Annotated in this window: 25 protein-coding genes; 14 read left to right on the top strand and 11 right to left on the bottom strand. The window is 73.4% G+C overall.

What is annotated here, in order from left to right:
- Positions 1 to 23: 23 nt before the first annotated feature.
- Entirely contained in the window at positions 24 to 794 is a 771-nt protein-coding gene (locus tag N5875_RS08475; protein WP_338492657.1) for a methyltransferase domain-containing protein, read from the top strand.
- A gap of 97 nt (positions 795 to 891) precedes the next feature.
- On the opposite strand, the gene fusA is transcribed toward N5875_RS08475, so the two are convergent.
- Positions 892 to 2,907, bottom strand: coding sequence for an elongation factor G (gene fusA / locus N5875_RS08470; RefSeq protein WP_338492655.1), 2,016 nt, complete (start codon positions 2,905 to 2,907; stop codon positions 892 to 894).
- A 465-nt stretch (positions 2,908 to 3,372) separates the two neighbouring features.
- Here fusA and N5875_RS08465 point away from each other — a divergent pair, with 465 nt between their 5' ends.
- Positions 3,373 to 3,996, top strand: coding sequence for a DUF6232 family protein (locus tag N5875_RS08465; protein ID WP_338492653.1), 624 nt, complete (start codon positions 3,373 to 3,375; stop codon positions 3,994 to 3,996).
- Positions 3,993 to 4,334 carry a hypothetical protein gene (locus N5875_RS08460; protein WP_338492651.1) on the top strand — a complete coding sequence of 114 codons (342 nt, stop codon included), beginning with the start codon at positions 3,993 to 3,995 and terminating at the stop codon, positions 4,332 to 4,334. Before N5875_RS08465 ends, N5875_RS08460 begins: the two co-directional genes overlap by 4 nt.
- A 3-nt stretch (positions 4,335 to 4,337) precedes the next feature.
- Here N5875_RS08460 and N5875_RS08455 read toward each other — a convergent pair whose 3' ends face one another.
- Positions 4,338 to 4,754 carry a VOC family protein gene (locus tag N5875_RS08455; RefSeq protein ID WP_338492647.1) on the bottom strand — a complete coding sequence of 139 codons (417 nt, stop codon included), beginning with the start codon at positions 4,752 to 4,754 and terminating at the stop codon, positions 4,338 to 4,340.
- Positions 4,755 to 5,022: 268 nt separating this feature from the next.
- On the opposite strand from N5875_RS08455, the gene N5875_RS08450 reads away from it, so the two are divergent.
- Positions 5,023 to 5,673: a nucleoside/nucleotide kinase family protein gene (locus N5875_RS08450; RefSeq protein WP_318212047.1), complete on the top strand. Its 651-nt coding sequence runs from the start codon at positions 5,023 to 5,025 to the stop codon at positions 5,671 to 5,673.
- Here the strand turns inward: N5875_RS08450 and N5875_RS08445 are convergent.
- A complete protein-coding gene (locus N5875_RS08445) occupies positions 5,670 to 6,341 on the bottom strand; it encodes a response regulator transcription factor (RefSeq protein WP_318212046.1) in 672 nt (223 codons plus the stop codon). The two genes, N5875_RS08450 and N5875_RS08445, sit on opposite strands and share 4 nt — an antisense overlap.
- Complete coding sequence (locus tag N5875_RS08440) at positions 6,338 to 7,495, bottom strand: sensor histidine kinase (RefSeq protein WP_338492643.1); 1,158 nt, start codon at positions 7,493 to 7,495, stop codon at positions 6,338 to 6,340. The genes N5875_RS08445 and N5875_RS08440 overlap by 4 nt, the downstream gene beginning before the upstream one ends.
- A gap of 223 nt (positions 7,496 to 7,718) precedes the next feature.
- Between N5875_RS08440 and N5875_RS08435 the strand changes: the two genes are divergently transcribed.
- Positions 7,719 to 8,087, top strand: coding sequence for a DUF6223 family protein (locus N5875_RS08435; RefSeq protein ID WP_338492640.1), 369 nt, complete (start codon positions 7,719 to 7,721; stop codon positions 8,085 to 8,087).
- A gap of 36 nt (positions 8,088 to 8,123) precedes the next feature.
- On the opposite strand, the gene N5875_RS08430 is transcribed toward N5875_RS08435, so the two are convergent.
- Positions 8,124 to 8,891 carry a hypothetical protein gene (locus N5875_RS08430; RefSeq protein ID WP_318212043.1) on the bottom strand — a complete coding sequence of 256 codons (768 nt, stop codon included), beginning with the start codon at positions 8,889 to 8,891 and terminating at the stop codon, positions 8,124 to 8,126.
- Between the two features lie 96 nt (positions 8,892 to 8,987).
- Between N5875_RS08430 and N5875_RS08425 the strand changes: the two genes are divergently transcribed.
- The 4 genes from N5875_RS08425 (at position 8,988) to N5875_RS08410 (ending at position 12,656) form a co-directional block, all read left to right on the top strand.
- A complete protein-coding gene (locus N5875_RS08425) occupies positions 8,988 to 9,518 on the top strand; it encodes a tetratricopeptide repeat protein (RefSeq protein WP_338492636.1) in 531 nt (176 codons plus the stop codon).
- Between the two features lie 12 nt (positions 9,519 to 9,530).
- On the top strand, positions 9,531 to 10,412 hold the full coding sequence (locus tag N5875_RS08420) for a LysR family transcriptional regulator (protein WP_338492633.1): 882 nt from the start codon (positions 9,531 to 9,533) through the stop codon (positions 10,410 to 10,412).
- Between the two features lie 49 nt (positions 10,413 to 10,461).
- Complete coding sequence (locus N5875_RS08415) at positions 10,462 to 11,418, top strand: hypothetical protein (RefSeq protein ID WP_338492632.1); 957 nt, start codon at positions 10,462 to 10,464, stop codon at positions 11,416 to 11,418.
- A 74-nt stretch (positions 11,419 to 11,492) separates the two neighbouring features.
- Positions 11,493 to 12,656 carry an aminopeptidase P family protein gene (locus N5875_RS08410; RefSeq protein WP_338492629.1) on the top strand — a complete coding sequence of 388 codons (1,164 nt, stop codon included), beginning with the start codon at positions 11,493 to 11,495 and terminating at the stop codon, positions 12,654 to 12,656.
- Between the two features lie 67 nt (positions 12,657 to 12,723).
- Here N5875_RS08410 and treZ read toward each other — a convergent pair whose 3' ends face one another.
- On the bottom strand, positions 12,724 to 14,475 hold the full coding sequence (treZ, locus tag N5875_RS08405) for a malto-oligosyltrehalose trehalohydrolase (RefSeq protein WP_338492626.1): 1,752 nt from the start codon (positions 14,473 to 14,475) through the stop codon (positions 12,724 to 12,726).
- A gap of 61 nt (positions 14,476 to 14,536) precedes the next feature.
- Complete coding sequence (locus N5875_RS08400) at positions 14,537 to 15,535, bottom strand: GNAT family N-acetyltransferase (protein WP_338492623.1); 999 nt, start codon at positions 15,533 to 15,535, stop codon at positions 14,537 to 14,539.
- Positions 15,536 to 15,670: 135 nt separating this feature from the next.
- On the opposite strand from N5875_RS08400, the gene N5875_RS08395 reads away from it, so the two are divergent.
- Together N5875_RS08395 and N5875_RS08390 are read left to right on the top strand one after the other, a co-directional pair.
- The gene (locus tag N5875_RS08395) at positions 15,671 to 16,219 is read left to right on the top strand and encodes a DUF1707 and FHA domain-containing protein (RefSeq protein WP_229313204.1); all 549 of its coding nucleotides are present in this window, start codon (positions 15,671 to 15,673) and stop codon (positions 16,217 to 16,219) included.
- A 46-nt stretch (positions 16,220 to 16,265) separates the two neighbouring features.
- A complete protein-coding gene (locus N5875_RS08390) occupies positions 16,266 to 17,198 on the top strand; it encodes a hypothetical protein (RefSeq protein ID WP_338492619.1) in 933 nt (310 codons plus the stop codon).
- Between the two features lie 262 nt (positions 17,199 to 17,460).
- Here N5875_RS08390 and N5875_RS08385 read toward each other — a convergent pair whose 3' ends face one another.
- Both N5875_RS08385 and N5875_RS08380 read right to left on the bottom strand, forming a co-directional pair.
- Positions 17,461 to 19,092, bottom strand: a complete 1,632-nt coding sequence (locus tag N5875_RS08385; RefSeq protein ID WP_338492616.1) for an MFS transporter — start codon at positions 19,090 to 19,092, stop codon at positions 17,461 to 17,463.
- A 94-nt stretch (positions 19,093 to 19,186) separates the two neighbouring features.
- The gene (locus tag N5875_RS08380; RefSeq protein WP_338499119.1) at positions 19,187 to 20,206 is read right to left on the bottom strand and encodes an NAD(P)/FAD-dependent oxidoreductase; all 1,020 of its coding nucleotides are present in this window, start codon (positions 20,204 to 20,206) and stop codon (positions 19,187 to 19,189) included.
- Positions 20,207 to 20,578: 372 nt separating this feature from the next.
- Here N5875_RS08380 and N5875_RS08375 point away from each other — a divergent pair, with 372 nt between their 5' ends.
- The 3 genes from N5875_RS08375 (at position 20,579) to N5875_RS08365 (ending at position 23,590) form a co-directional block, all read left to right on the top strand.
- Entirely contained in the window at positions 20,579 to 21,202 is a 624-nt protein-coding gene (locus N5875_RS08375) for a helix-turn-helix domain-containing protein (protein WP_338492613.1), read from the top strand.
- A 643-nt stretch (positions 21,203 to 21,845) separates the two neighbouring features.
- Entirely contained in the window at positions 21,846 to 22,994 is a 1,149-nt protein-coding gene (locus tag N5875_RS08370) for a cytochrome P450 (protein ID WP_338492610.1), read from the top strand.
- A 95-nt stretch (positions 22,995 to 23,089) separates the two neighbouring features.
- On the top strand, positions 23,090 to 23,590 hold the full coding sequence (locus N5875_RS08365; RefSeq protein WP_318206285.1) for a hypothetical protein: 501 nt from the start codon (positions 23,090 to 23,092) through the stop codon (positions 23,588 to 23,590).
- 30 nt (positions 23,591 to 23,620) lie between these two features.
- On the opposite strand, the gene N5875_RS08360 is transcribed toward N5875_RS08365, so the two are convergent.
- Positions 23,621 to 23,851: a hypothetical protein gene (locus tag N5875_RS08360; protein WP_338492608.1), complete on the bottom strand. Its 231-nt coding sequence runs from the start codon at positions 23,849 to 23,851 to the stop codon at positions 23,621 to 23,623.
- Positions 23,852 to 23,909: 58 nt separating this feature from the next.
- Positions 23,910 to 26,255 (bottom strand): malto-oligosyltrehalose synthase, encoded by a 2,346-nt coding sequence (treY, locus tag N5875_RS08355; RefSeq protein WP_338492607.1) that lies wholly within the window; start codon positions 26,253 to 26,255, stop codon positions 23,910 to 23,912.
- Position 26,256: the final 1 nt, after the last annotated feature.

Below are 26,256 nucleotides of genomic sequence, written 5' to 3'. Positions count from 1 at the left end.
CATTAAGCCCCAGCCTTGCGCTCATGACCAGAGACACGGAACTGACGCGCCCGTCACCGGACGACCTCGTCGCACGGCTCGACGCAGCCGATCGCCTGCCGGGCGCCGGGGAACTGAGGGCCTTGTCCTACGGCCTGCTCGGCGCCGAACCCGGAACGTCCGTGGTGGACGTGGGCTGCGGCGCCGGACGAGCCGTGGCGGAACTGGCCGAGGGGGGTGTGACGGCCGTCGGCGTGGACCCGAGCGAACGGATGATCGCCGTCGCCCGCCGCCGGTGGCCCCGGGCGGACTTCCGCATCGCGGGGGCCTCCGGACTGCCGCTGCCGGACGCCTCGGTGGACGGCTACCGGGCGGACAAGGTGTTCCATGAACTGGCCGAACCGGAGAGGGCGTTGGCGGAGGCCCGCAGGGTTGTCGTGCCCGGAGGGCGGATCGTTCTGGTCGGCCAGGACTGGGACACGTTCGTCATCGACTCCGACGATCCGGGTCTCACCCGCACGATCGTGCACGCGCGCGCCGACCGGATCGTCGGTCCGAGGGCCGCCCGCCGATACCGCAACCTGCTGCTGGACGCCGGTTTCGGTGAGGTGACGGTCGAGGTCCGTACCGGCGTCTTCACCGGACCGGTGATGCTGCCGCTGCTCATCGGGCTGGCCGAAGGAGCCTGCTCCGCCGACGCCGTCACGCGTGAGCAGACGGACCGCTGGGTCGCGGAGCAGCGCGCGCGGGCCGAGGCCGACCGCCTCTTCCTGGCACTGCCGATGTTCCTGGCAGCGGCGACCGCCGCACGGTGAGGGGCCGTCACCCACGGCAGGCGCGGGACCGGGAGCACGACCGGGCGTCCGGGCTGCGGGGTCACCGCAGCCCGGACGCCCTACGCCGCATCCCACGTCACCTCATCGGCGTCGGCGCCGCCGCATAGCCCGCCGGGCGGGTCGTGAACGTGCCCCGGCCCTGGGTGCGGCCGCGCAGGCGGGACGCGTAGCCGAAGAGTTCGGCCAGCGGCACCGTCGCCTCCACCACCGCCGTACCGGAGCGGGTCGTCTGGTCCGACACCCGGCCGCGGCGGGCCGCGAGGTCGCCGAGGACCGAGCCGACGGACTCCGCGGGGACGGTGACCGTCACGTCGGTCACCGGCTCCAGGAGCGTCATCACGCTCGCGCGGAGCGCCTCGCGCAGCGCGAAGCGGCCCGCCGTGCGGAACGCCATCTCCGAGGAGTCCTTCGGATGCGTGGCGCCGTCCGTGAGCGTGACCCGGACCCCGGTCACCGGGTGGCCGCCGAGGGGACCCTCGACGAGCGCGTCCCGGCAGCCGGCCTCGACCGCGCGGACGTACTCCTGCGGGACCCGGCCGCCCGTGACGGTCGACGTGAACGCGAACTCCTCTCCCTCGTCGAGCGGTTCGACGTCGATGACCACATGGGCGAACTGGCCCGCGCCGCCGTCCTGTTTGACGTGACGGTGGAGCAGCCCGGTGACGCCCTTCGCCACCGTCTCCCGGTACGCGACCTGCGGACGGCCGACGGTGACCTCAAGGCCCCGGTCGCGCCGCAGCTTCTCCACCGCGACCTCCAGATGCAGTTCGCCCAGACCCGACAGGACGGTCTGGCCCGTCTCCGGGTCGGACCGCACGACGAGCGAGGGGTCCTCCTCGGAGAGCCGGGCGAGGGCCGTCGCCAGGCGGCCGGTGTCCGTGCTCCGGCGGGCCTCGACCGCGACCGAGACCACCGGGTCGGCGGTCGTCGGCGGTTCGAGGACGATCGGGGCGCCCGGGGCGCACAGGGTGGCTCCGGCGCGGGCGCCCTTCGGGCCCACGACGGCGACGATGTCCCCGGCGCGCGCCACGTCGACCTCGGTCGCCCGGTCGGCCTGGACCCGCAGGATGCGGGCGATCCGCTCGGTGCGGCCGCTGACGGTGTCGAGCACGGTGTCCCCCTTCCCGATCATGCCCGCGTAGACGCGGACGTAGGTCATCCGGCCGGTGGCCGTCGCGCTCACCTTGAAGGCGAGCGCGGTGAACGGCGCCTCCGGGTCCGCCGGCACCTCTCCGCGTACCGGAGGCATGTCCGAGGGCGCCGGGAGGTACGCGACGACGGCGTCGAGCAGCGGCTCGACACCCCGGTTGCGGTACGCCGAACCGCAGAGCACGACCACGGCCTCGCCGGTGAGGGTGAGGTCGCGGAGCGCGCCCGTGAGGGTCTCCGCCGAGAGCGCGCCCTCGCCGCAGAACTCCTCCAGGGCGCCCGGATGCAGCTCCGCCACGGTCTCCTCCAGAAGTCGCCTGCGGTGCCGGGCCTCGTCGCGGAGCTCGTCGGGGACCGGCTGGTCGGTGTACGTGTCGGCGCCGTCGGCCCACACGTACGCCCGCATCCCGACCAGGTCCACGACGCCGGTGAAGCCGTCCTCGCGGCCGATGGGCAGCTGGACGGGCAGCGGGACGGTGCCGAGGCGGGTACGGATCGACTCCACGGCGCTGTCGAGCTCCGCGCCCGCGCGGTCCAGCTTGTTGACGAAGGCGATGCGCGGGACGCCGTGCCGGTCGGCCTGCCGCCACACCGTCTCGCTCTGCGGCTCGACGCCCGCGACGGCGTCGAAGACGGCGACGGCGCCGTCGAGGACGCGCAGCGAGCGCTCGACCTCGTCGGAGAAGTCGACGTGCCCCGGGGTGTCGATGAGGTTGATCCGGTGCCCGGCCCAGTCGCAGCTGACGGCCGCGGCGAAGATCGTGATGCCGCGGTCCCGCTCCTGCGGGTCGAAGTCGGTGACGGTGGTGCCGTCGTGGACCTCGCCGCGCTTGTGGGTGGCGCCGGTGAGGTACAGGAACCGCTCGGTGACGGTGGTCTTGCCGGCGTCGACGTGGGCCAGGATGCCGAGGTTGCGGACGCGGTCGACGAGGTGGGTACGCACGGTGTCGTTCCTTTCGCTGCTGCTGCTGGATGGAGACAGGGCAGCGCGATTCCCGGACGACGGACCGTCAGAGGGACGGGTGGGACGTCACGGGTCGGCGATGGCGGGCGCGCAGCCGCCACCGGCCGGAGGGAGAGGCGAGGATCACGTCGTACCGGGCACGGGCGGACGACACGGCGGCGGCGTTACGGCAACGCACGGTCGTCTCCCCTCGGTCGGACGTCGGACGGCACCATCGGTCGATGCGCCGCGAGACGAGAGTGTAGGGACGGGGAGCGGAGGGGCGACAGCGGTTTTTCCGGTTGCCGTGTGCCGCGGTCGGTGTGCGTCGCGCCTCACGTGTCGGTCAACTCCCGGCCAAAGATGGGGAATTGGCTGTTTCTCGTCTGCCTCGGGCCCCGCCTCGGGCGCTTAATGGTGCTCCCGCACGGTGCGGGTGGGAGTGACGAGAACACGGGGGAACGCATGGCCGTCACAGGGAACGTGGGACCGCCCATGCCGCCGGGGCCACCGCCGGGGCCGCCGTCCGGTCCGCCGGGTCCGCCGTCGGGGCCGGCCTCGACGGAGCCGGACCCCCGCAAGGGAGCCCCCCTGCATCTCCGGGTCAGCCGCCGGATGCTGTGGGTGGGGCCGGCGGCCTTCCCCCTGCACAACATCACCCGCGTCGAGACGTACAGGATCAAGCCCGACCGGGGCGCGGCCTTCCTGCGCTTCCTGAAGTGGCTCCTCGTCGTCGCGCTCGTCTACGCCGCGCTCTTGGGAGCGAGTGACGCCCAGACCCGTTCCGATCTCCGCGACAACCCGGGCATCCTCATCGTCGTGGTGGTCGTGCTCGCCGGGTTCCTCCTCAGGGACCTCTTCGAGCCGGCGAAGCCGGCGCTGGCCGTCGAGCTGTCCAGCGGTTCCGCGGTGCTCGTGACGCTGCCCAGCATGGAGGAGCTGCGGGACATCGCCGGACTGATCGCCAGGGCGATCGACAACCCGGCCGCCGAGTTCAGCACGGTCGTACGGCAGTTCAACAACACGAACAACTACGGCCCCGTGGTCAATATGAACGGCGGCCGGAACAACAGGGGGATCAACCTGTGAGCGGCGAGACGACGAACAATTACGGCCCCGTGGTCAACATGAACGGGGGCAACGAAAACATCGGCATCAACTACGGCACCGTCGGCGGCGGTCAGGACGACCGGCTCCGCGCGGCAGTCGAAGAGCTCACCCGTCTCCTCCAGGGCCTGCGGCCCCACCTCACCCCGGAGCAGGCGCAGACCGTCGACGAGGCCCTGTCCGAGCTCACCCCCGACCGCGCCGCCCTGCGGCAGCGCGGCCTCGTCCTGGCGTCGGTCGCGCAGATCGCCGCCGCCGTCGGCGCGGTGGGGCAGCCCGTCGTGGACGCGGTGGGGCAGCTGCTCGCGCTCCTGGGTTAGGCGCTACGCGGCAGGGTCGGCCGGCTGGAGGAGGTCCCAGCGGTTGCCGTACAGGTCCTCGAAGACGGCGACCGAGCCGTACGGCTCGTGCCGCGGGTCCTCCAGGAACTTGACGCCCGCAGCCGTCATCCGCGTGTGGTCGCGGGCGAAGTCCTCGGTGTGGAGGAAGAAGCCGACCCGGCCGCCCGTCTGGTTGCCGACGGACGCCTCCTCGGAGTCGTTCTTGGCGCGGGCCAGGAGCAGGCCCGCGTTCCCGAGTCCGCCGACCCCGGCCGCGCCGGGCGGGCGGACGACGACCCAGCGGCTGCCGTCGCCCCGGTCGGTGTCCTCGACCAGGTCGAATCCGAGGGCGTCGGTGTAGAAGGCGATGGCCTCGTCGTAATCACGGACGACGAGGGTGACGAGTGCGATGGACGGCATTACCCCAACGTAATACGCGGAAGCGGCAGGAATCTACCCGCGTCAACCCGAGTCGACCCGAGCGGGACCCTCGCCGGATGGAGGGTACGAACGAGGGTCCGGGGGAGGCGGGGGAGGGTCGGGACGGGGCCGTCGGCGGTCGGCCCTCGGGACCGGGCCGTCGGTCGGCGGGACCGGACGGTCGGTCGTCGGGGCCCGTCGGTCGGCGGGACCCGGGCGTCGGCCGCGCCTGGGGAGCGCGGGCCCTGCCCCCGTCGCCGGTGCGAGAATGCCCCGCATGGACGCGCAGCAGTTCGACCGCCTCGCCGCTCGGGCGCGGGCCCTCGCCGAGCGCCCCGGGGACGGCCGCCCGCCCCGCCGCATCCTCGGGCTCGCCGGCGCGCCCGGCGCGGGGAAGTCCACGCTCGCCGCGCGGCTCGTCGCCCGCCTCGACGGGCTCGCCGTCCTCGTCCCCATGGACGGCTTCCACCTGGCCCAGGCCGAACTGGACCGCCTCGGCCGGGCCGGCCGCAAGGGCGCGCCCGACACCTTCGACGCCGCCGGGTACCTCGCGCTCCTCGCCAGGCTGCGCGCCCCCGCCCCCGGCACCACCGTCTACGCCCCCGCCTTCGACCGCGCCCTGGAGGAGCCGATCGCCGGGGCGATACCCGTCGGCCCCGAGATACCGCTGGTCGTCACCGAGGGCAACTACCTGCTGTACGACGAGGGCGCCTGGGCCGGCGTCCTGCCGCTCCTCGACGAGGCCTGGTACCTCGACCTGGACGCCCGGCGCCGCGTCCCCCGGCTCGTCGACCGTCACGTCCGCTTCGGCAAGGACCGCGCCCGCGCCGAACGCTGGGTGCGGGACTCGGACGAGGCGAACGCCCGCCTGATCGCCCCCGGCCGCGACCGCGCCCACCTCGTGGTGCCCATGTCCTAGGCCGAACCGGGACTCCCCGGCGTCACCAGGCCCGATTCGTAGGCCAGGACGACGAGCTGGGCGCGGTCACGGGCGTCCAGCTTGGTCATGGCGCGGTTGATGTGGGTCTTCGCGGTCAGCGGGGTGATCACCATGGTGGCGGCGATCTCGTCGTTGGAGAGTCCTCGCGCGACCAGGACGACGGCCTCGCGCTCACGGTTGGTCAACTCCTTCAGCCCCGTACGGGCACGCCCGGACGGTGGCTGGGAGACGTACCGGTCGATGAGCTTGCGGGTGATCGACGGCGCGAGCAGGGCATCGCCGCGCGCGGCGACCCGCACGGCGTGCAGGAAGTCCTCGGGGACGATGTCCTTGACGAGGAAACCGGCCGCGCCGGCGCGGAGCGCGTCGAAGACGTACTCGTCGAGCCCGTAGTTGGTGAGGACGACGACGTGCACCCCGGCCAGGTCCGGGTCCGCGGCGATGCGCCGGGTCGTCTCGATGCCGTCGACGACCGGCATCTGGATGTCGACGAGCGCGATGTCGGGCAGGTGCTCCCTGGCCAGAGCAAGACCCTCCCGTCCGTCGCCCGCCTCGGCCACCACCTCGATGTCGTCCTCGATGTCGAGGAGGGCGCGGAACCCACTGCGGATGAGTGGCTGGTCGTCGACCAGCAGGACACGGATCACGGCGTGCGCTCCGACGGCGGGGACGTGCGGCTCGACGGGAGGGACGTGCGCTCCACGGGAAGTTCGGCCCGGACGGTGAACCCGCCCCCGGGGCGCGGTTCCGCTCGCAGCCGGCCACCCAGGGCGGTGACCCGCTCGCGCATCCCGAGCAGTCCGACACCGGGCACCGGTACGGTGTCCGGCCTCGCCCCGCCGTCGTCGTCGACCCGGATGACAAGGGCGTCGGGACGGTGGTCGATCCGGACCGACGCGGTGGTGGCGGCGGCATGCCGGGCGACGTTGGTCAGCGACTCCTGGACGATCCGGTACGCCGTCCGGTCCACCGCGGCGGGCACGTCGGACCGGTGCCCCTCGACGGTCAGCCGCGCGTCCAGACCGGGCGCCCGGGCCCGCCGTACCAGTTCCGGTACGTCGGCGAGCCCACGCGGCGGGTTCTTGTCGTCGTCGCGCAGTGCCTCCAGCGTCGCCCGCAGTTCCCGTGCCGCTTCACGTCCGGCCTCGCGGATCACGAGCAGGGCCTCCGGCACCTGCTCGCCCCGCCGGCCGGCCAGGTGGACGGCCACCTCGGCCTGCACCTTGATGACGGAGATCTGGTGGGTGAGCGAGTCGTGCAGCTCCCGGGCGATGTGCAGCCGTTCCTCGTCGGCGCGGCGCCGCGCGGTCTCCTCCCGGGTGCGCTCGGCCTCGTCCGCCCGGCGCTCGGCCTGGCGCAGCGCCTCACCCGCCGCCCCGGCGGCGATCAGCCAGGCCAGTTGGAGGACGTCCCGGGTCCGCGTCAACGCCTCGCCCATGGTCAGGTCGTGAGGGGAGGCGAGCAGCGCGAGCGTCACGGCAACCGGCATGATCACGGAACCGGCCACCGCGACGACGCGGTGTCCCGCCCGCACAGCGGCGTACACGGCGAACAGATAGGCCACGGCGGGCGCGTCGAAACCGATCACCTGGTGGCCCAGCGCGCAGACCGCGGTCACGGCCAGCACGGTGACGGGAGCCCGGCGGCCCCAGACCAGAGCGAGACCGCCGCCGACCAGCAACGCGTAGCCCAGTGGATCGAGCTGCGTGGGCCCTTGCTGCCGCAGCCCGGCGAACAGCAGGGCCGCCGTCACGCCGACGGCGATCGCCCAGTCCGTGACACCGATGCGTTGCCTGTTCATGCGTGGACCCTAGCCGGGCGCCGACGCGGGTGAGTCCCGCGCGAGGAGGACCGACCGCATACCGCGCACGCGGTAGTTCCGCGGCTCCTGCGGCGTCCGCGGCAGTCGGCTACGACGGCTGCGGAAGGGCACAGTGTCTGCGCGCGGGGGACGACCGGAAGCGGGGGCGGCGGACACGATCGGAGAGCAACCCGCCGTAGTGAAGGAGCACCCCATGTCCCCCATGTCCCCAGACACTGCCACCGTCATCGCCGCCGACGTCCTCTCCCTGAGCTCCGGTCGGGTCGGAGCCATCGTGGCCACCCTGCTGGGCCTCGTCGGCGTCGCCGTCGGCGGACGGGCGCTGGCCCGCGCCGTCGGCCGTACCGGCACCGTCATCGGCTCCGGCTCCGCGCGGACCGGGGCCTTCGCCGCGCTCGCGGCGGGGCTGATCGCCCTGGCCGTCGGCGGGACCGTCGTGGCCACCTCCGAGGGGGCCATCGGCTCCGGCAACGGACTGGGCGGGGCTTTCGTGGCCCTCCTCATGGGGCTGGTCGCCGCCGTCCTCGGCGGCCTGGCACTGACCCGCTCCTCCCGTCGCCGGGCCGGCTGACCCCCGTGCGACCGGCACGGCGACGGGCGCTCTGGGCTACCCCGCGACCGGCACGGCGACGGGCACCCTCGGCCACCCCGCCGCGTGCTTCGCCGCCGCCACCGCCAGCGCCCGGATCAGCGGGTGCGGGCGGGTGCCGTCGCCGGCCAGTTCCGGCTGGAAGAGGGTCGCGAGGAAGAAGGGGTGCGAGGGGAGTTCGGCGATGCGGATGCCGCCCTCCTCGTCCGCGCCCGTGAACCGCATGCCGTGGGCCCGCAGGGTGTCCAGATGGCGGCTGTCGGGGCCGTAGTTGCAGTGGTAGCGCTCGGTGGTCCGCTCCGCGCCGAGGGCCTGCTCGGCGAGCGAGCCCGGGGTGACGCGTACGACTCCCTCGTGGCCCACCAGCGAGCAGGCGAGGGGGGCGATCAGCAGGTCGCCGACGTCCGCCGACGGGTCGTTCTCCGCGTGTGCCGCACCGGTCAGACCGCAGACGTCCCGCGCGTACTCCAGGAGCGCGTGCTGGAAACCGCCGCAGGTGCCGAGGAACGGGATCCCGTCCTCACGGGCCGTGCGGATCGCGGCCAGCGCCCCCGCCTCGCTCGCGTACGGGCTCCCCGGGAGCACCCACACCGCGTCGAAGCCCTTCACCGCGCCGGGTGTCTCCGCGTCCCCGGTCGGGATCCAGTACGCGTCGAGGGCGAGGCCGTCGCGCTCGGCGAGGGCGTCGAGGAGGACGGGAATCCGGACGTGGGAGCGGACGTGCGGGGAGCGGTCGCCGACCAGAGCGATCCGCGGGGTGTGAGGGAGGGTGTTCGTGCTGTTCATGGGGACCATCCTTGGCGCCGTCACCCGTTCACGTCCAACGATGATCACTGCACTGTCCATCACGAACGCTGATACCGGGCTGGATAGGGTGACCGTATGACCACCGATCAGGAACTGCCCGACTGGGAGCGCCGCGTCGCCGCCCTCTGGGAGCGGCTCGACACGTACGAGCCCGCCGACTTCCGCGCCCGTGCCGCCGCCCTCGCCGCCGAGCGCCCCGACGACGCGGCCGCCCTCTTCGAACTGGGCGCCGCCCACGACTCCACCGGCGAGCCGGAGGAGGCCGTGCGCCTCTACCGGCGAGCCCTCGACCAGGGCCTCACCGGTCTGCGCCGCCGCCGGGCCGTCATCCAGCTCGCCAGCAGCCTGCGCAACCTCGGCCGCCCCGACCGCAGCGTCGAACTCCTCACCGCCGAGCGCGACATCCCCGCGGCCGAGCTCGACGCCGACGAGACCGCGCTCTCCGGCGCCGTCGACGCCTTCCTCGCCCTCGCCCTCGCCGACACCGGGCGCGACCGCGAGGCCGCCTCCCTCGCCCTCGGCGCCCTCGCACCCCTGCTGCCCCGCTACAACCGCTCCCTCGCCCACTACGCCCGCTCTCTCCTCACCTCCCCCGACGGGTCCTGAGCCGCCCTCCCCATGGACCCGCACCTGCTCCGCACGTACGTCACCGTCGCCCGGCTCGCCTCCTTCTCCGAGGCCGCCCGCGAGCTGGGCTACACCCAGTCCGCCGTCTCCCAGCACATCGCCGCCCTGGAGGCCGACCTCGCGCTGCCGCTGCTCACCCGTCGGCCCGTCGCCCCGACCCCGGCCGGGGAGCGGCTCCTCGAACACGCCGGGGCGCTGCTGCTCCGGCTCGACGCGGCCCGCGCCGACCTCGACCGGTTCGCCGCCGCGCCCCGCGCCACCCTGAGCGTCGCCGCCTCCCCGCTCGCCCTGCACGCCCGTACCCTCGCCGCGCTGCCCGCCACCGGCGTCACCCTGCGGGCGCTGCCCCGCGAGCGGGTGCCCGCCGCCGTCGCCACCGGCGAGGCCGACGCCGGGCTCGTCGACGGCATCGCCGCCCCCAGCGACCCGCTGCGGCTGCCCGACGTCGCGCCGCTCGCCGCGAGCGGCGTCGCCGAGGAGCCGCTCGCCGTCGTCCTGCCCGCGTCCCATCCGCTCGCCGGGCGCTCCGGGCTCCGCCTCGACGACCTCGTCGACGCCCGCTGGCTCGACGCCCCCGCCGCCGGCCTCCCCCTCGACCAGCTGCGGGGCGTCCACGGCGGGCCGGCCGGGCGGGGATTCCGTACCGCCCTGCGCTACGAGGGCACCGACACCCGCACCCTCGCCGCGCTGGCCGCCGCCGGCCACGGCCTCGCCCTGCTGCCCGCACCGGTCGCGGCGGACGTCCCCGGCGCCACCGCCGTCCCCCTGGTCACACCCCGGCTCGTGCACCGCACCGAACTCCTCCTCCTGGCCGGCTCGCGTACCGAACCCACCGGCCCGGTGGCCGAGTTCATCCGACGGCTCAAGAGCTGACACCGGCAGTCGCTACCCTGTCCGCAACGGCGACGGAAGGCGGGCGGGCGTGGGGTGGCTGCGGCGAGGACCCAGGCGGGACGGCGACGACGCACCGAGGGACCCCGAGTTCGCGTACTTCTCGCAGCGTGAGGCCGCGCTCTTCCGCGGCCGCGTCCGGGAGACCTTCGCCGAGCTGGGCCTGGAGGTCAGCGTCTACGCCGACCACGTCATCGACGACAAGGGCCGCCGCTTCGGCCTCGGCAACCTCGCCGCCGTCTGCCACCAGGACCGGCGCGGGCCCCGCGTCTGGCCCGGCATGATCAACCGCCACATCGGTCTGGTCGTCCGCGCCATGGACGGCCCCTCCGCGCTCGACACCCTGCCGCCCGAGCAGATCCGCTCCCAGCTGTACCCCCGGGTCGTCAGCGGTGACGGCATCGACGCCGCCGCCTTCGGATACGCGCGGACCGTCGCCCCCGGTCTGTACGAGATCCTCGCCCTCGACCTGCCGGAGAGCGTCATGATGCTCACCGACGAGGCGCTCGAACGGCTCGGCGACCACGCCCAGCTGCGCGACCGGGCCCTGCGCAATCTGCGCGGGCTGCTCGAGGAGCACGAGACCGTCCGTGACGCCGACGGCATGTGCTTCGAGATCATCCTCGGCGACTCCTTCTACACCGCGAGCCGCGTCCTCGACCTGGAGGGCGTGGCCCGGCGGGTCACCGGGCTGCCGCTCGGCGAGCACGGCGCCCTGGTCGCGATGCCGTTCCGCCACCAGCTCGCCTTCCACCCCATCCGGGACACCTCGATCATCCCGGCCCTCGGCGCGATGGCCTCCTTCGCCGCCTCCGGTTACGAGGAGACGCCCGGCGCCATCAGCCCGTACGTCTTCTGGTGGCGCGGCGGCACGCTCACCCAGCTCAGCGAGCACGACGAGGAGCGGGGGGACCTGCGGATCGTCGTCGGCGACGAGTTCCAGGAACTCCTGGAACGGCTCATCGCCCAGGGCCCGGACCGCGGCTGAGCGGTCGCGGCCGCCGATCCGGCCCGGCAGGATGCTGTACGTCCAGGACGCAGCGGAGCCGAGAAGGAGCCCCCATGCCGAGCAGCCCCGCCCCCGAAGCGGCCGAGGAGCGGGGCGAGGCCCCCGTCCCGTTCACCCCGGACGACTACCGGGCCCGGATGGCCCGCGCCGCCGAGTCCGCGGCCGACGCCGGACTCGCGGGCGTGATCGTCGCCCCCGGCCCCGACCTCGTCTACCTCACCGGCTACCGGCCGACCGCGATCACCGAGCGGCTCACGGCCCTCGTCATCGCCCCGGGGCAGGAGCCGGTCCTGGTCGTCCCGACCCTGGAGGCCCCCGACGCCGAGAAGGCCGCCGGGGCCGCCGCGCTCACCCTGCGGGACTGGACCGACGGCAACGACCCGTACGCCGTCACCGCGCCCCTCCTCGACGTCGACGGCCGGTTCGGCGTCAGCGACAACGCCTGGGCCATGCACCTCCTCGGCCTCCAGCAGGCCCTCCCGGGGACCTCGTACGTCTCCCTCACCGAGGCCCTGCCGATGCTCCGCGGCGTCAAGGACGCCCACGAGCTCGCCCGGATCGCGGCCGCCGGGGCCGCCGCCGACCGGGCGTACGGCGAGATCCTGAAGGTCCGGTTCGCCGGCCGCAGGGAGACCGACGTGGCCGCCGACCTCGCCGCGCTGCTGCTGCGTTTCGGGCACTCGCAGGTCGACTTCACCGTCGTCGGCTCGGGCCCCAACGGCGCCAACCCGCACCACGAGGCCGGCGACCGGGTCATCGAGCGCGGCGACATGGTCGTCCTCGACTTCGGCGGCCTCAAGCACGGGTACGGCTCCGACACCACCCGTACCGTCCACGTCGGCGAACCCACCGTCGAGGAGCGGCGCGTCCACGACCTCGTACGGGAGGCCCAGCAGGCGGGCTTCGAGGCGGTACGGCCCGGGGTCGCCTGCCAGGAGGTGGACCGGGCGGCCCGCAAGGTCATCACGGACGCCGGGTACGGCGCGTACTTCATCCACCGCACCGGCCACGGCATCGGCGTCACCACCCACGAACCGCCGTACATGATCGAGGGGGAGGAACTGCCGATCGTGCCCGGCATGTGCTTCTCCATCGAGCCCGGTGTCTATCTGCCGGGCCGCTTCGGCGTCCGGATCGAGGACATCGTGACGGCGACGGAGGAGGGTGCGGGGCGCCGCTTCAACAACACCCCGCACGAGATGGCGATCGTCGAGTAGCCGCCGACGGACCGACCGTCAGCCGTCAGCCGTCAGCCGTCAGCCGTCAGCCGTCAGCCGTCAGCCGTCAGCCGTCCGTCAGGACGACCGCCGACTCGCCGGGGAGCCGCAGGACCCCGTCCACCGCGGGGGTCTCGACCGGCTCCCACGCCGCCAGGACCTGGTCGCGGCCGTTGGAGCCGAGCGGGATCACGGCCGGCTCCTTGCCGAGGTTGACCGCCACCCGCAGGACCCCGCGGCGGAAGACCAGCCAGCGGGCCTCCTCGTCGAAGGCCACCTTCACGCCCGCCAGGTCCGGGTCGGTCAGGTCGGGCAGGGTGCGGCGCAGCGCGATGAGCTGGCGGTACCAGGCGAGCAGCCGCTTGTGCGGGTCCCGCTCGCGCTCGGCCCGGTCGAGGACCGAACGGTCGCGGGTGGCGGCCTCCTGCGGGTCGGGGACCTCGTTCTCGTCCCAGCCGTGCTCCGCGAACTCCCGCCGCCTGCCCCGCCGTACGGCCTCCGCGAGCTCCGGGTCGGTGTGGTCGGTGAAGTACTGCCAGGGCGTCCTCGCCCCCCACTCCTCGCCCATGAAGAGCATCGGCACCGAGGGGCCGGTGAGGACGAGGGTCGCCGCGCAGGCGAGCAGACCGGGGGAGAGGGAGGCCGAAAGACGGTCGCCCAGGGCCCGGTTGCCGATCTGGTCATGGGTCTGCGCGTACCCGAGGAAACGATGGGCGGGGGTGCGCTCCCGGTCCACCGGACGCCCGTGCCGGCGCCCCCGGAAGGCCGAGTAGGTGCCGTCGTGGAAGAAGACGTGGGTGAGCGTCTTCGCGAGCGCGGCCATGGGGGCGCGCGCGAAGTCCGCGTAGTAGCCCTGGGACTCACCGGTCAGGGCGGTGTGCAGGGAGTGGTGGAAGTCGTCGTTCCACTGGGCGTGGATCCCGATGCCGCCGAGCGCGCGCGGGGTGGTCGTGCGCGGGTCGGCGAGATCGGACTCGGCGATCAGGAAGTGCGGGCGGCCCTGCTCCTTCGCCAGCTCGTCGACGGCCGCCGACAGCTCCTCCAGGAAGGTCAGTGCCCGGGTGTCGGCGAGGGCGTGCACGGCGTCGAGCCGCAGCCCGTCGATCCGGTAGTCCCGCAGCCAGGCGAGCGCGCTGCCCCGGAAGTACGCCCGGACCTCGTCCGAGCCGGGCGCGTCCAGGTTCACCGCCGCGCCCCACGGCGTGTGGTGGGTCTCCGTGAAGTACGGGCCGAAGGACGGGAGATGGTTGCCGTCGGGCCCCAGGTGGTTGTGCACCACGTCCAGGACCACGCCCATGCCGAGCCCGTGCGCCGCGTCCGTGAACCGCTTCAGGGCCTCGGGGCCGCCGTACGGCTCGTGCACCGCCCACGGCGCCACCCCGTCGTACCCCCAGCCCCGCACCCCGGGGAACGGACACAGCGGCATCAGCTCCACATGGGTGATGCCGAGGCCCGCGAGTTCCCCGAGGCGCGCGGCCGCCGCGTCCAGGGTGCCCTCCGGGGTGAAGGTGCCGAGGTGCAGCTCGTACAGGACGGCGCTGCGGAGCCGCAGCTTCGGGGACTCGTTCCGCCAGACGTACGCGGAGTGGTCGACGACCGCGCTCAGCCCGTCGGGACCGTCGGGCTGCCGGCGGGAGCGCGGGTCGGGCAGCAGGTGCCCTCCGTCGAGCGAGAAGCCGTACCGGTCGCCGTCCTCGGCGGGTACGACACTCGTCCACCAGCCCTCCCGCTCGGCGTCCCGCTCCAGGGGATGCGCGGAGCCGTTCAGCTCCAGCGTCACCCGGTCACGGGCGTTCGGCGCCCACACCTCGAAGAGCACGGAAATCCCCTCGTCGACGGACCAGCCACTGCACGACTGACTACCGCGACCATCCTGGCAGTCAGGAACCCGCCACGCCTGGTGTGTCCCACACGTAGTTGATCGCCCGCTCGAACGTGACGTAGCCCGCACGGGCGAACGACGCCGCCATCGGGACATTGCCCAGGTCCGTCGCCGCCCGGATCCGGGGGACGTCGGCGGCGGCGAGGATCCGCGTGCCCTCGGCCAGGATGTCGTCGATGTAGCCGTGGCCGCGGTGGGCGGGCAGCACGCCGATGTACGCGATCGTGTGGTGGTAGTTGTTCCTCGCGGGGACGACGAAGCCGACCGGCTCCCCGGTCTCCGGCAGCTGGGCCACCTGCCACCACTCCCGCGGCGAGGAGTAGTGGGCGAACTCCTCGTCGTAGTGCAGCTCCGCGGCCTCGCGCGCCGACAGGCCGGAGGCCAGATCGGCCTGGCCGTGCGCGTCGAGCGTGCCCTCCATGACCGGCGTCATCAGCGCGACCAGGTCCTCGCGGTCCCGCACCGGGCGGAACTCCAGACGGCCCTTCGGCTCCGGTACGGGGGTGCCGGGACGCCACTCCAGACGCAGCCGCTCGACGAGCGGACGAGCCCCCGTCGCCACAAGGGCGCCGAAGACGGACTCCAGGAGGGACCGGGTCTCCGGAATCTCACGCCAGTCCGCAGGCATGAAGCGGCAGAACTCCGGACGCTGCGTGCCCGCCGGGATCACGGCGGCCGTGGCGGTCTCCAGAAGCCGCAGACCGACCGCGGCGCGCTCCTCCTCCGACAGCTCCGGGGCGAGGTCGAAGAAGTCGAACTGCTCTGGGGCGCCGCCGGCCGCGTTCGTCCACCAGGAGAGCCGGCCGAGGAGCCGGTCGCCGTCGAGGGCGACCCACATCCACTCGGGGACGCGGCGGCCGGTGGCGAGGTCGTCGGCGAGCTCGTGGTCGAGCGAGTAGGTGAGGCGGAGGAACAGGTCGAGTTCCTCGGGTCCGGCGAGCGGACGTATGACGAGGCCGTGCGGGTAGTTGGTGGTGCTCGAAGAAGACGTGGTCACGTCGTGTTTCCCCCTGGGGATCCGTGCTGTGGAGACGGCAGACCGTAACAGTGATCACCGACGAGGGGATACGGGGTTTCCCGGCCCGGGGGCTCTTCTGGACACTGCGGGCCCGACGGACCGACAATCACAGATGTGACGACCCCTTTCGAGCTTCCGGCGAACACCCCTCGGCTGACCGACGCCGAGCGGGACCGCGCGCTGGTGCTGCTCCGTGAGGGCGCCGCCCAGGGCCGCCTCTCGCACGACACGTTCGTCTACCGGATGGAGCGCGCGCTCCAGGCCCGGCGCCCCGACGAACTCGCCCTGCTCACCGCCGACCTGAGGACCGAGGGCACCTGGACCCGCCGGGTGGTGGGCGCGGTCGAGCGGATGTCCGCGTTCACGGCCAAGCTGGGACGCGCCTGGTCCGCGGAGCGGCTGCCGAAGCTGCTGCTGCCCCTGCCGGGCCCGCACCCCCTGCGCATCGGCCGGGACCCGGTCAACGGCCTCCGCCTCAGCCACGAGACGGCCTCCCGGCTGCACGCCGAACTGTCGATGCAGAGCGGGATGTGGATCCTCCGCGACCTCGGCTCGACGAACGGCACGACGGTCAACGGCCGCCGGGTGACCGGCGCGGTGGTCGTACGGTCGGGCGACGTGGTCGGCTTCGGCCAGATGTCGTTCCGGCTGTCGCACGGGTAGGGCCCGTCCGGGAAGCCCCAGCGGCCCGACCGTCTACGCTCTCGGCATGCGGCGGAACGATGTCACGCGGGACGACGGCACATGGGTGGGCCTGTCACTCGACGTGCGGGACCGCCATCAGCAGGGGCTGCGCGTGTTCAGTGCCGGGCGGCGGCTGCTGCTCGCGCAGCAGTCGCGGCCCGTGCTGCTCGCCGTCGTCGACGAGCACCTCCAGGGTGTGGACTTCTGGCGCACCGACGCGTACCGCTCCGTCGTCCCGCCGCTCCGTGCCGACACGGGGCGCGCGCTGGCGGGCAGTCCGGAACGGTGGGCCCACCGCATCGCCCAGTACCTCGTCGACTCGCCGGACAGTCCGCTGCACGAGGGCAGGTGGCTGCTGTCGGGCGAGAGCCCGCTCCAGCGCTGGGGCCGCGGCGACACGTCGCCTGCCGTGCACTGGAGCTCGATGCTCGTGGAGGGCCATCCCGACGGGTACATCGACTGGTTCGACCATTCCGTCTCGTGGGAGATCCTTCCGCTGCGGCCGATGCCCGCCGCCGACGACAGCCGGGTCAAGGCGTACCGCAAGCAGGCGCGGGAAGGGACGCTCCCGCCCGTCCTGCTGTGGTGGGTCAGCGGCCTGGACTGCCATCTGATCCTGGACGGTCACGCGCGGCTCGCCGCGGCGATCGCCGAATCCGTCGACCCTCCGGTGCTGCAGTTGCAGCGGACGGTGCCGCGTGACGACCTGGCCTCACGCACGCACGAGGCCGTGGGCTTCTACGAGGACGAACTGGCACGTTTCGCGGAGCTCCGCGCCGTCCACGGTTCCACCGTCCCCGACGGCGCCGCCACCGCAGGCCCGCAGCTCGCCCGTCTCCTCCAGGACCTGAACACCAAGGAACAACTCACCTGGGCCTGGCCGCTGCCCGGTGGGGAGGCCGAGTGGCATCGCATCAGCGGCGAGGTGACCGCCGGCCAGGACTGGACCCGTGGCTGAGCCCTGCTGAATCGTTCCGCACCTCCCGCGGCACGGTGCCGTGCCGTCCTCCTGTTCTCTCGCCTCTTGCGAGCGGTTGCTTCCACCGTCAACCGAGCATGGGCCGCAGGGCGGTCGCACGACGCCGCCGCGTGGGTGCGAGCAGCAGCGGGTGCGGCATAGCGGAGTGCGGCGCAGCGGCGTCGCCTGTCGATCCGGGGACGCGTCCCCGGCGACCCGGCGGACGCGTCCCCGGCGATCCAGTGGACGCCCCGCCGGCGATCTAGCGGGTGGACCCGGTGTGCTCCCGCACAGTCGCCGCCTCGCTCGCCGTCGTCCCGGCCCCCGGCTCGGCGCTCTTCCTCGCGAACCCGCGCCGGCCCGGCAGGAGCGCGAGGACGATCATTGTTCCGGCGGCCATGATGATCCCGCCGATGAGGCTGGTCTGGGCGACTCCGTGGGCGAAGGCCTGGTGGACGGCGTCCACGGCGGCCTGGGCCTGCTGGGGCCCGGCGGAGGGATCCTGCGCGACCCGCTCCGCGACGGCCAGGCCGGCGCCGACCGAGTCCTTGGCGGTCTCCATCGCCTCCGCCGGGAGCCGGTTGCCCACCAGGTCGGTCAGCTCGTCCCGGTAGGCCGTGCCAAGCAGCGAGCCCAGCACCGCGATGCCCAGCGCCCCGCCCAGCTCGAGCGCGGTGTCGTTGACACCGCCGCCGACGCCCAGCTCGGACTCGGGGAAGGAGCCCATGATCGTGTCGGTCGCCGGGGAGATGGCCAGTCCGAGCGCGAGGCCCAGCATCATCAGCGGCGCCAGGAAGTCCCCGTACGTCGACCCCTTGTCGATCTGGGTGAGCAGGAACATGCCCGCCGTGCCGACGGTCAGGCCGGTCACGGCCATCACCCTCACCCCCAGCTTCGGGGCGAGCACCCCGGTCACCGCGGACCCGAGGAACACCGCACCGCCCAGCGGCAGCAGCCGTACACCCGTGTCCAGGGCGCCGTAGCCGAGGACGAACTGCAGGAACTGCGTCGAGTAGTAGATCACGGCGAACATGCCGAAGAAGAAGAACATCACCGCGAGCATCGAGCCGCTGAAGGGCCGCAGCGCGAACTTTCGGACATCCAGCATCGGGTGCGGGTGCCGCAGCTCCCAGGCGACGAAGGCGACCAGACCGACACCGGCGACCACGGCGCCGGTGACGGGGCCGACGCCCCAGCCGGAGTGCGGGCCCTCGATGGCGGCGTAGATCAGGGAGCCGACGGTGACCATCGACAGCAGACCACCGACGTAGTCGATCCGGCCCATGCCCTCCGCCTTGGACGGCGGTACCAGGGCGAGCGCGCCGAACACGGCGAGGACGGCGATCGGCACGTTGATCAGGAAGGTCGAGCCCCAGGCGTGGTCCTCGAGCAGCCAGCCGGAGACCAGCGGGCCGACGGCTACCGCCAGCCCGGAGGTCGCGGCCCAGGCAGTGATGGCCTTGGTCCGCTCGCTCCGGGGGAAGGTCGCGACCACCAGGGACAGCGTGGCCGGCATCACGACCGCGGCACCGACACCCATGATCGCGCGGGCCACGATGACCAGCGAGGTCTCGTCGACCATGCTCCCCATCACCGAACCGCCGGCGAAGATCAGCAGCCCCAGCACCAGCGCGCCGCGCCGGCTGTACTTGTCCCCGATCGCGCCCAGCACCAGCATCAGCGCCGCGTACGGAACGGTGTAGCTGTCGACGACCCACTGCAGATCACTGCTGCTCAGGCCCAGGTCGGTGGTCATGCCGGGGGCGGCGACGATCAGCGACGTATTCGCCATCACGGTGATCAGCAGGCTCAGGCACAGCACGAGCAGCGCCCACCAGCGCCGCGCGTAAGGCCCGGTCATTTTCTCCACGGGGGTGTTCGCAAGGAAGGGCATCAGTAGCTCCTGAGAGGGACGGGGCGGACGAGCGGAATCACTCACATGCCCATGAGGTGAGCGGGCGGCGGGCTGAGATCTCAGGGCTTCGAGATCATCCTGTGGCCCCTTTGGGGCTTACCTCGGCGATCCCCTGGAGGGCCGCGTCGGTGTCCGCGGCGGCCAGCACCCTGTTGATGTCGGCGCCGGCCAGTGCGCCGGCCGCTGCGGAGGCCCCGACCTGGGCGACCAGATCGGTGGCGTTGCCGGCCACCCACACACCCGGCACCTCGGTGGTGCCGGCCGTGCCGGAGGCGAAACCGCGGCCCATGTTCGGCAGGTCCTGCACCGGCAGGCCCAGACCTTCCAGGCCCTGGGTGCGGGCCTGCAGCTGCGCGGCGACCGCGACGACGCGGCGGGCCACGACCTGGCCGTCGGCCAGGCGCACCCCGGCGAGGGCATCGTCCTCGTCGTTGACGACCTCGGTGACCGGGGTGTCGATGACGCGGATGCCGCGGGCGGCGAAACGGGCGCGGCTGTCCTCGTCCAGGTCGGTGCCGTGGGTGAAGTAGGTCAGGTCCTCGGTCAGCTGCCGGAACAGAAACGCGTGGCCGATGGAGACCGGGCCGGTGGCGAGAATGCCGATGGGCTCATCGCGCACCTCCCAGCCGTGGCAGTACGGGCAGTGCACCACACTGTGTCCCCAGTGCGCGGCGAGCCCGGGCACCTCCGGCAGCACATCCGTGAGGCCGGTGGCCACCAGGATGCGGCGGGCGGTGATGCTGCGGCCGTCGGCCAGGGTGACGGTGAACCGCAGGTCCCCGTCCGCCGACGGGGCGGTGGACTCGGCCGAGACCACCTCGCCGAACACGACGCGTCCGCCGTACTGGCGCACCTGCTCCCGGCCCCGCCGAAGGATCTCGGGCGGCGGGGTGCCGTCCAGGGCGATGAGGCCGTGCACGGCCTCCGCGGGCGCGTTGCGCGGGGAGCCGCTGTCGATCACGACGACCGAGCGGCGGGAGCGGGCGAGGATCAGTGCACCGTTCAGCCCCGCGGCGCCCCCGCCGATCACCACCGCGTCGACGGTCCCCTCGGCCAGTGCGTCGCTCGCGTACGCAGGAGTCGTCACAGCCATGGCCTCCTGCCTTTCCTTGTCAGTCATGGTTCGGTCAACCTTTCGAGTTCTGGGTGGTTGGAGGAGGGGCCGCTGTTCAGAAAGCCCAGGTGGTCGGCGACCGTCTCGGGCTGTTCGAGGTGCAGGGAGTGCCCTGTGCTCGGACGCGTGATCGAGAACGAGGCCAGCGTGAGAACGGGCCTTGCCGGCCTGGCAGGGGGCGCAACGCTGGGCGGCGCGGAGGAGTTCGCAGGCATGGGTTGCCCTCGATCGCGCCAGGCGTGCACGCAGCCTGTCCGATGCACTCAGGACAGTTGTGTACTGAACAGTCAGAAACCTAGGTAGTTCTGTACCGGGTTGTCAAGAACGGCAGGTCGGCTTTACCTTCTGTGTATGGCGAGACCACGAAGCTTCGATCGCGACCACGTCCTCCATGCCGCCGAGCGACAGTTCCGCACGACGGGCTACAGCGGCACGAGCGTCGACGACATCAGCGCCGCCACCGGCCTGGGCCGCGGCAGCCTCTATGCCGCGTTCGACGGCAAGCACGGCGTGCTGCTGCAGGCGATGGCCGGGTACTCCGCCCGGCTGGGGCAGTTTGCGCCGGAGGCGCTCGCCGGACCGGACGAGGGCGCCCTGGAACGACTGCGCGGGTTCTTGCTCTACGCCGTCGACGGGGTGCCGCTCGCCGACGACGTACCCCCCGCCCCCGACCGGGCGGCGGCGGCCTGCTTCGCCGCCAAGATGGCCCTGGAGCTCGGCGCCTCCGACCCTGAGGTGGAACGCCTGGCCAACGACTGCTTCTCCGTGGTCGCGACGGCGGTGGCCGAGTGTGTGCGAGCGGCGCAGCGCAACGGCGACATCGACCCCGACGCGGATCCCGACGACCTTGGGTACCTTCTGCTGACCATCGTCCGCGGGATCGATGTCGTAGGCGCGTCCGGCCACAGTCCCGCCCGCCTGACCTCGATTGCGGAGAGCGCGTTCGCATTGTTGCCTCGCCCGCGCCACCGCTGAGAAGGGCACGGCCGGCCTCGTTGCACAGGCATCTGATGCGGTCGGCCCACTTGCTGGGGGCGTTCAGCGCGCCGCGGGCGGTGTCGAGCACCTTCGCGATATGCGAGAGGCTGACCCGGAGCGTGCCGTCGTCGTCCCGGAGGCCGGGAAGCGGACGTCCCTGCGCGCTCGCGTACCTCCTCGGCGTTCAGGTGCGCGAGCTGCCGCTCGTAGAGCAGTCGGCCGACCGAGTACCAGCGCAGCGCGAACGAGTGCCGCATCATGTGCGCGTTTGCCTCGAACGAGGTGAGCCCGGCGCGGGCGACCCGCTCGTTGCCGGTGTCGAAGGTGTGCTGCCATCCGTGCGCCTCGCGTGGCGTGCCGTCCTCGTTCGCACGTTGGCCTCGTCGGTCATCTGCCACCGCGCCAACGGACCGGCTTCCACCTCAAGTTCATCGATCATCAACGAGTAGACGTACAGACACCCGCAGTCACGGAAATCCCGGCAGCAGTTGCTTGTGGCTAGAGACCGCCTGAGCGTCTCGGCAGTTTTCACCCGTTCGGCGGTATGCGGCAGGCGGTGGGGCGCGGGCGGTGATGGGCTGGGGGGACGCGCGCCACGATCTCCGGCCGCGGTACCCACCGCCGATCGACAGGGGACGCGATGAGCCACGAGCAGAACCGCGAGCCGGGCCGAGGCATAGGGAACGACCGGCCGGAGGTGCCGCCCGGGGACCCCTGGACCCGGCTGCCGTCCATGGCGCCGGCGACGGCCCCGTCCGGCGGCCGGGCGGGTGAGGACCGGGCGCGTGAGGGCGCGGACGCCGTGGTGCGGGGTGGTCTCGCGCCGCTGGCCGCGCGGGTGCGGACCGAGCCCGGGGGCGGGGGCGCGCCCGGGTCCCGGGTCGTCGCGCCGAGCCCCCTCGACCCCGGTGCCTCGCGCGACCCGCACGGGATCCACCGGGCCCTGCGCGAGGAGTTCCCGCTCACGTACGACCCGCTGCTGCGGGCCTGGGTGCTCAGCCGGTACGCGGACGTGGCCACCGCCCTCACCGACAGCCGGTTCACGCACGGGCACCGGCCCGGCGACCCGCCGTGCGCGCGGGCCCATGTCGACGTCGACATGGCGGCCCTGCGCTCGGTCGCCGAGCGGACGGCGTACGTCCTGGCCCGCCGGATCGCCGAGCGGCCACAGGCCGACCTGGTCGCCGACTTCTGCCACTGGCTGCCCGCCGGAACCGTCGCCGCCGCCGTCGGCGTCCCCTACCGCGACATGATGCGGCTCGTCCGCGGCCGGGCCGCCGGAGCCCTCGCGGGGGAGTGCGGCGCGCAGATCGCCGTACGGGAGAAGGCCCTTGCCTCCTTCCTCGGCAACGTCCTGGCCGATCCCGACCAGGTCGCCGCCCTCCGCGACGCCCCCGCCGGGCTGGTGGGCCGGGCCTGGGCGGAGTCGTTGCGCCGGGACCCGCCGGTGCAGATCGCCGTGCGCCGTACCGGCGCCGAGGTCCGGGTCAGCGGTGGCGTGATTCCGGCGGGCGCGTCCGTCGCCCTGCTCGTCGGCTCGGCCGGCCGCGACCCGGAGCGCTTCCGGGAGCCCGACCGGTTCGACCCGCTGCGCGACGACCCGGGGCAGCTCACGTACGGCTCCGGCTTCTGCCCGGCCGTCGTCCTCGCCGGACTCGAAGCCGAGTACGCCCTGCGCGCCCTGTTCGCGGCCATGCCCCGGCTCCGGCTCGCCGACGGTTTCCGGCCCACCGCGACGGGACTGATCACCCGGGCGCCGCGCAGTCTGATCGTCCGGCCGGGGGGCTGACCGGGGGTGTCAGCGAGTTGTCCCCGACCGCTGCTAGGGTGACGTGCGCTCGTCAAGGAGCCCTCTTTAGTACCACTTTCAACGGGGATTGAAACATGAAGATGCGTCATGTCCGCGGAATCGCTGTCGCCGCCATCGCGGTCGTCGCCCTGACCGGAGCCCGCGGTTCCGGCGGAGGCGGCTGCGACAACCACAGCAGCAGCGGCAGCTCCGGCAGCTCCAGCGGCAGCAACCACAACGACAACGACAGCACCTCCGGCGGTACGTCCGGCGGCTCCCTGCCCGGCGGCTCCAGCAGCGCCGACAAGGCGGCCCGCGACGTGACCATCGACGAGTGCAAGTACGACCCGGCCACCAAGAACCTCGTCGCCCGTGTCACCGTGAAGAACGACAGCACGATGGACTACGACTACAACATCACCGCGAAGTTCACGGGTGCCGCGGGCGGCGACGTCATCCCGAGGACCGCCATCAAGGCCGGTATCGCGGTCACGGCGGGCGCCTCCCAGAGCGCCGAGATCACCACCCCGTACATCGGCACCGGCGACGGCTCCGAGTACATCAAGTGCGAGGTCAGCCGCGTCTCCCGCTTCTGACCGCCCGAAGGCCCCGCGGAGCGCGGGGCCTCAGGGGCGATGACGGTTGTGGATGTCCTTGTAGTTGATCGGGGCGTCGTGCACGGCCAGGGGGTGATAGGTCACCCGGTCCTCGGCGGCCTGCTCCCTGGCCCGCTGCTCGATGAGCAGTCCTTCGGCCCCCTCGGTCCTGCTGTACCTGCGACTGCGCCGCGCGTGGACCAGGACCAGCAGCCCGACGAGACCCCAGAGGACCCCGAACAGCACCCACAGTGAGCCCATAGCCTTACCTCTCCCCGTTCGACCGCCCGTCCGGCGGCACGGTCCGGCAGCGCGTGGTTCACCCGTGGATCCGGGCGAGCAGGGCCACCGGCCGCTCCGCGAAGAGCTCCGCCGCCTTCGTCTCGGAGGCCGGCCCTCCCGTGAACTCCCTTACCCCGTCCAGGAGATCCTCCCACCTGCCGTCCGGCAGGACCAGCTCCGTGTCCTGCCAGCCACCCGACCGCGCGAGCCGTAGCGGCAGCCGGGTCACCGCCGTCACCACCTCGCCCGAGCGGGCGAAGGCCAGGCAGTGGGCGGCGGCCGGACCCTCGGCCCTCAGCGGCTCGTACGTGCCCCCGGCGCCGAAGGCCTCCGGGCGCTCGCGGCGCAGCCGGAGGGCCGCGCGCACCAGAGCCGTACGGTCGTCGTCCGCCCCGACCGCGAACGGGGCCCGGTTGTCCGGGTCGACGAGGGCCCGGTACTCCCGCTCCGTGTTCTGGTACAGTTCCGGCACTCCCGGCATCGTCAGCTGCGCGAGGAGCACCCCGAGCGCGTGCGCCCGGATGTGCGGCTCCAGGGCGAAGGCCGCCTCCGACGCCCCCCGCAGCGGGATGCGGCCGGGGCCGGCCGCCGCGAACTCGGCCACCGCGCGCTCGTACTCGGCATCGGGTTCGGTCCAGCTGGTCCGCAGACCCGCCTCCCGTACCGACTTGAGGATCGCGGGGGTCAACCGGTCCGCGTCCGGGGACCCGAAGCCGAAGGCGGTCTGCCAGGCCGTCCAGGCCACGTGCGCGTCGGGCGCGGGCACCCCCGCGACCTCCCCGAGCAGCTCCGCCCACACCTCCGGGCACTGCGAGAGCACCGCGATCGCCGCCCGGACGTCGGAGCTGCGCTTGGTGTCGTGCGTGGACAGCACGGTGCCGGTGCCCGGCCAGTCCCGGGCGATCCGCAGGCAGTACGCGTGGAACTCCTCCGCCGGCACGGCCGGGCGGCCCGCGTCGCCGCCCACCTCGTTCGCCGAGAGCAGCGGCGTGTAGCGGTAGAAGGCCCTGTCCTCCACCGACTTGGCCCGCAGGGCGGACGAGGTCTGCGCGAACCGGGCCCGGAACGCCCGGTGTTCGGGTCCGTCACCGAGCGCGCCGAGCGCCAGGTCCCGTACGACGTCGACCGCCGTGGCCTCCTCCGGCACCGCGAAGGCGGCCTTCGCGCCCCGCGCGGCCTCCGGGGTCAGCACCTGCTCGCCGCCGGTCCGGTAGGGGCGGTACACCGGGACCCGGACGAGGAGTTCGCCGATCGCGGTGCGCAGCGCCCAGGGGGCGTGGTCCCGCAGCGTGGGGTCCGCGGCGCAGATCCGCTCCGCCATCCGGGTGAGCGCGGCCGTCTCGGCGGCCAGGTCGTGGCCGACCACCTCGTACGCGGCCCGCCGCTCGGTCGCTTCCCAGCGCCCGCCCCTGTCCGCCGCCTTGCCGACGAACTCGCGGTACACGTCGGCCAGTTCGGCGGCCCCCTCCGGGTCCGTGAACACCCCGTCGAGGTGCCGCAGGGCGTCGTACCCCGTGGTGCCGGCGACCGGCCAGGCGGTCGGCAGCGCCTCGGGACCCGTGAGGATCTTCTCGACCACCGTCCAGCAGCGCCCGCCGGTCGCCGCCGCCAGGTCCTCCAGGTAGCCCTGCGGGTCGGCGAGGCCGTCCGGGTGGTCGATGCGCAGCCCCTCGATCACCCCGTCCCGTACCAGCTCGACGATCTTCCCGTGGCTCGCCGCGAACACCTCCGGGTCCTCCACCCGCACGCCGATCAGTTCCGAGACGGTGAAGAACCGGCGGTAGCCGAGCTCGGTCCTGGCGAGACGCCACCAGCCGAGCCGGTACCACTGGGCGTCGAGCAGCTCGTCGAGCGGCAGCCCCTCGGTGCCGGGGCGCAGGGGGAACTCCTGCCCGTCCAGGTGCAGCGCCCCGCCGGAGACCCGCAGTCGGTCCCGCACCTCGGGGAGCCGCGCGGGGAGCACCGGAAGCAGCAGTCGGCCGTCCCCCGCCCGCCAGTCGATGTCGAACCAGCGGGCGTACGGGGAGTCCGGACCGTCGCGCAGGACGGCGCGCAGCGCGTGGTTGTGCCGGGGGGAGGCCGCCATGTGGTTGGGCACCAGGTCGACGACGAGACCGAGCCCGTGCGCCCGCGCGGTCGCGGCGAGGGCCCGCAGCCCGTCCTCGCCGCCGAGTTCGGCCCGTACGGACCGGTGGTCGGTGACGTCGTACCCGTGGGCCGAGCCGGGGACCGCCTCCAGGACCGGGGAGAGATGGAGGTGCGAGACCCCGAGGCCCGCGAGGTACGGCACGGCCCGTTCGGCGGCGGCGAACGGGAACTCCGGCTGGAGCTGGAGCCGGTAGGTGGCGGTGGGAAGCGCGGAAAGGGCCGGGGAGGAGGTCATG

The sequence above is a fragment of the Streptomyces sp. SJL17-4 genome, assembly GCF_036826855.1.
GTDB lineage: Bacteria > Actinomycetota > Actinomycetes > Streptomycetales > Streptomycetaceae > Streptomyces.
The sequence above is the reverse complement of the archived record's forward strand: the minus strand, read 5'-3'. Positions and strand labels throughout refer to the sequence as shown.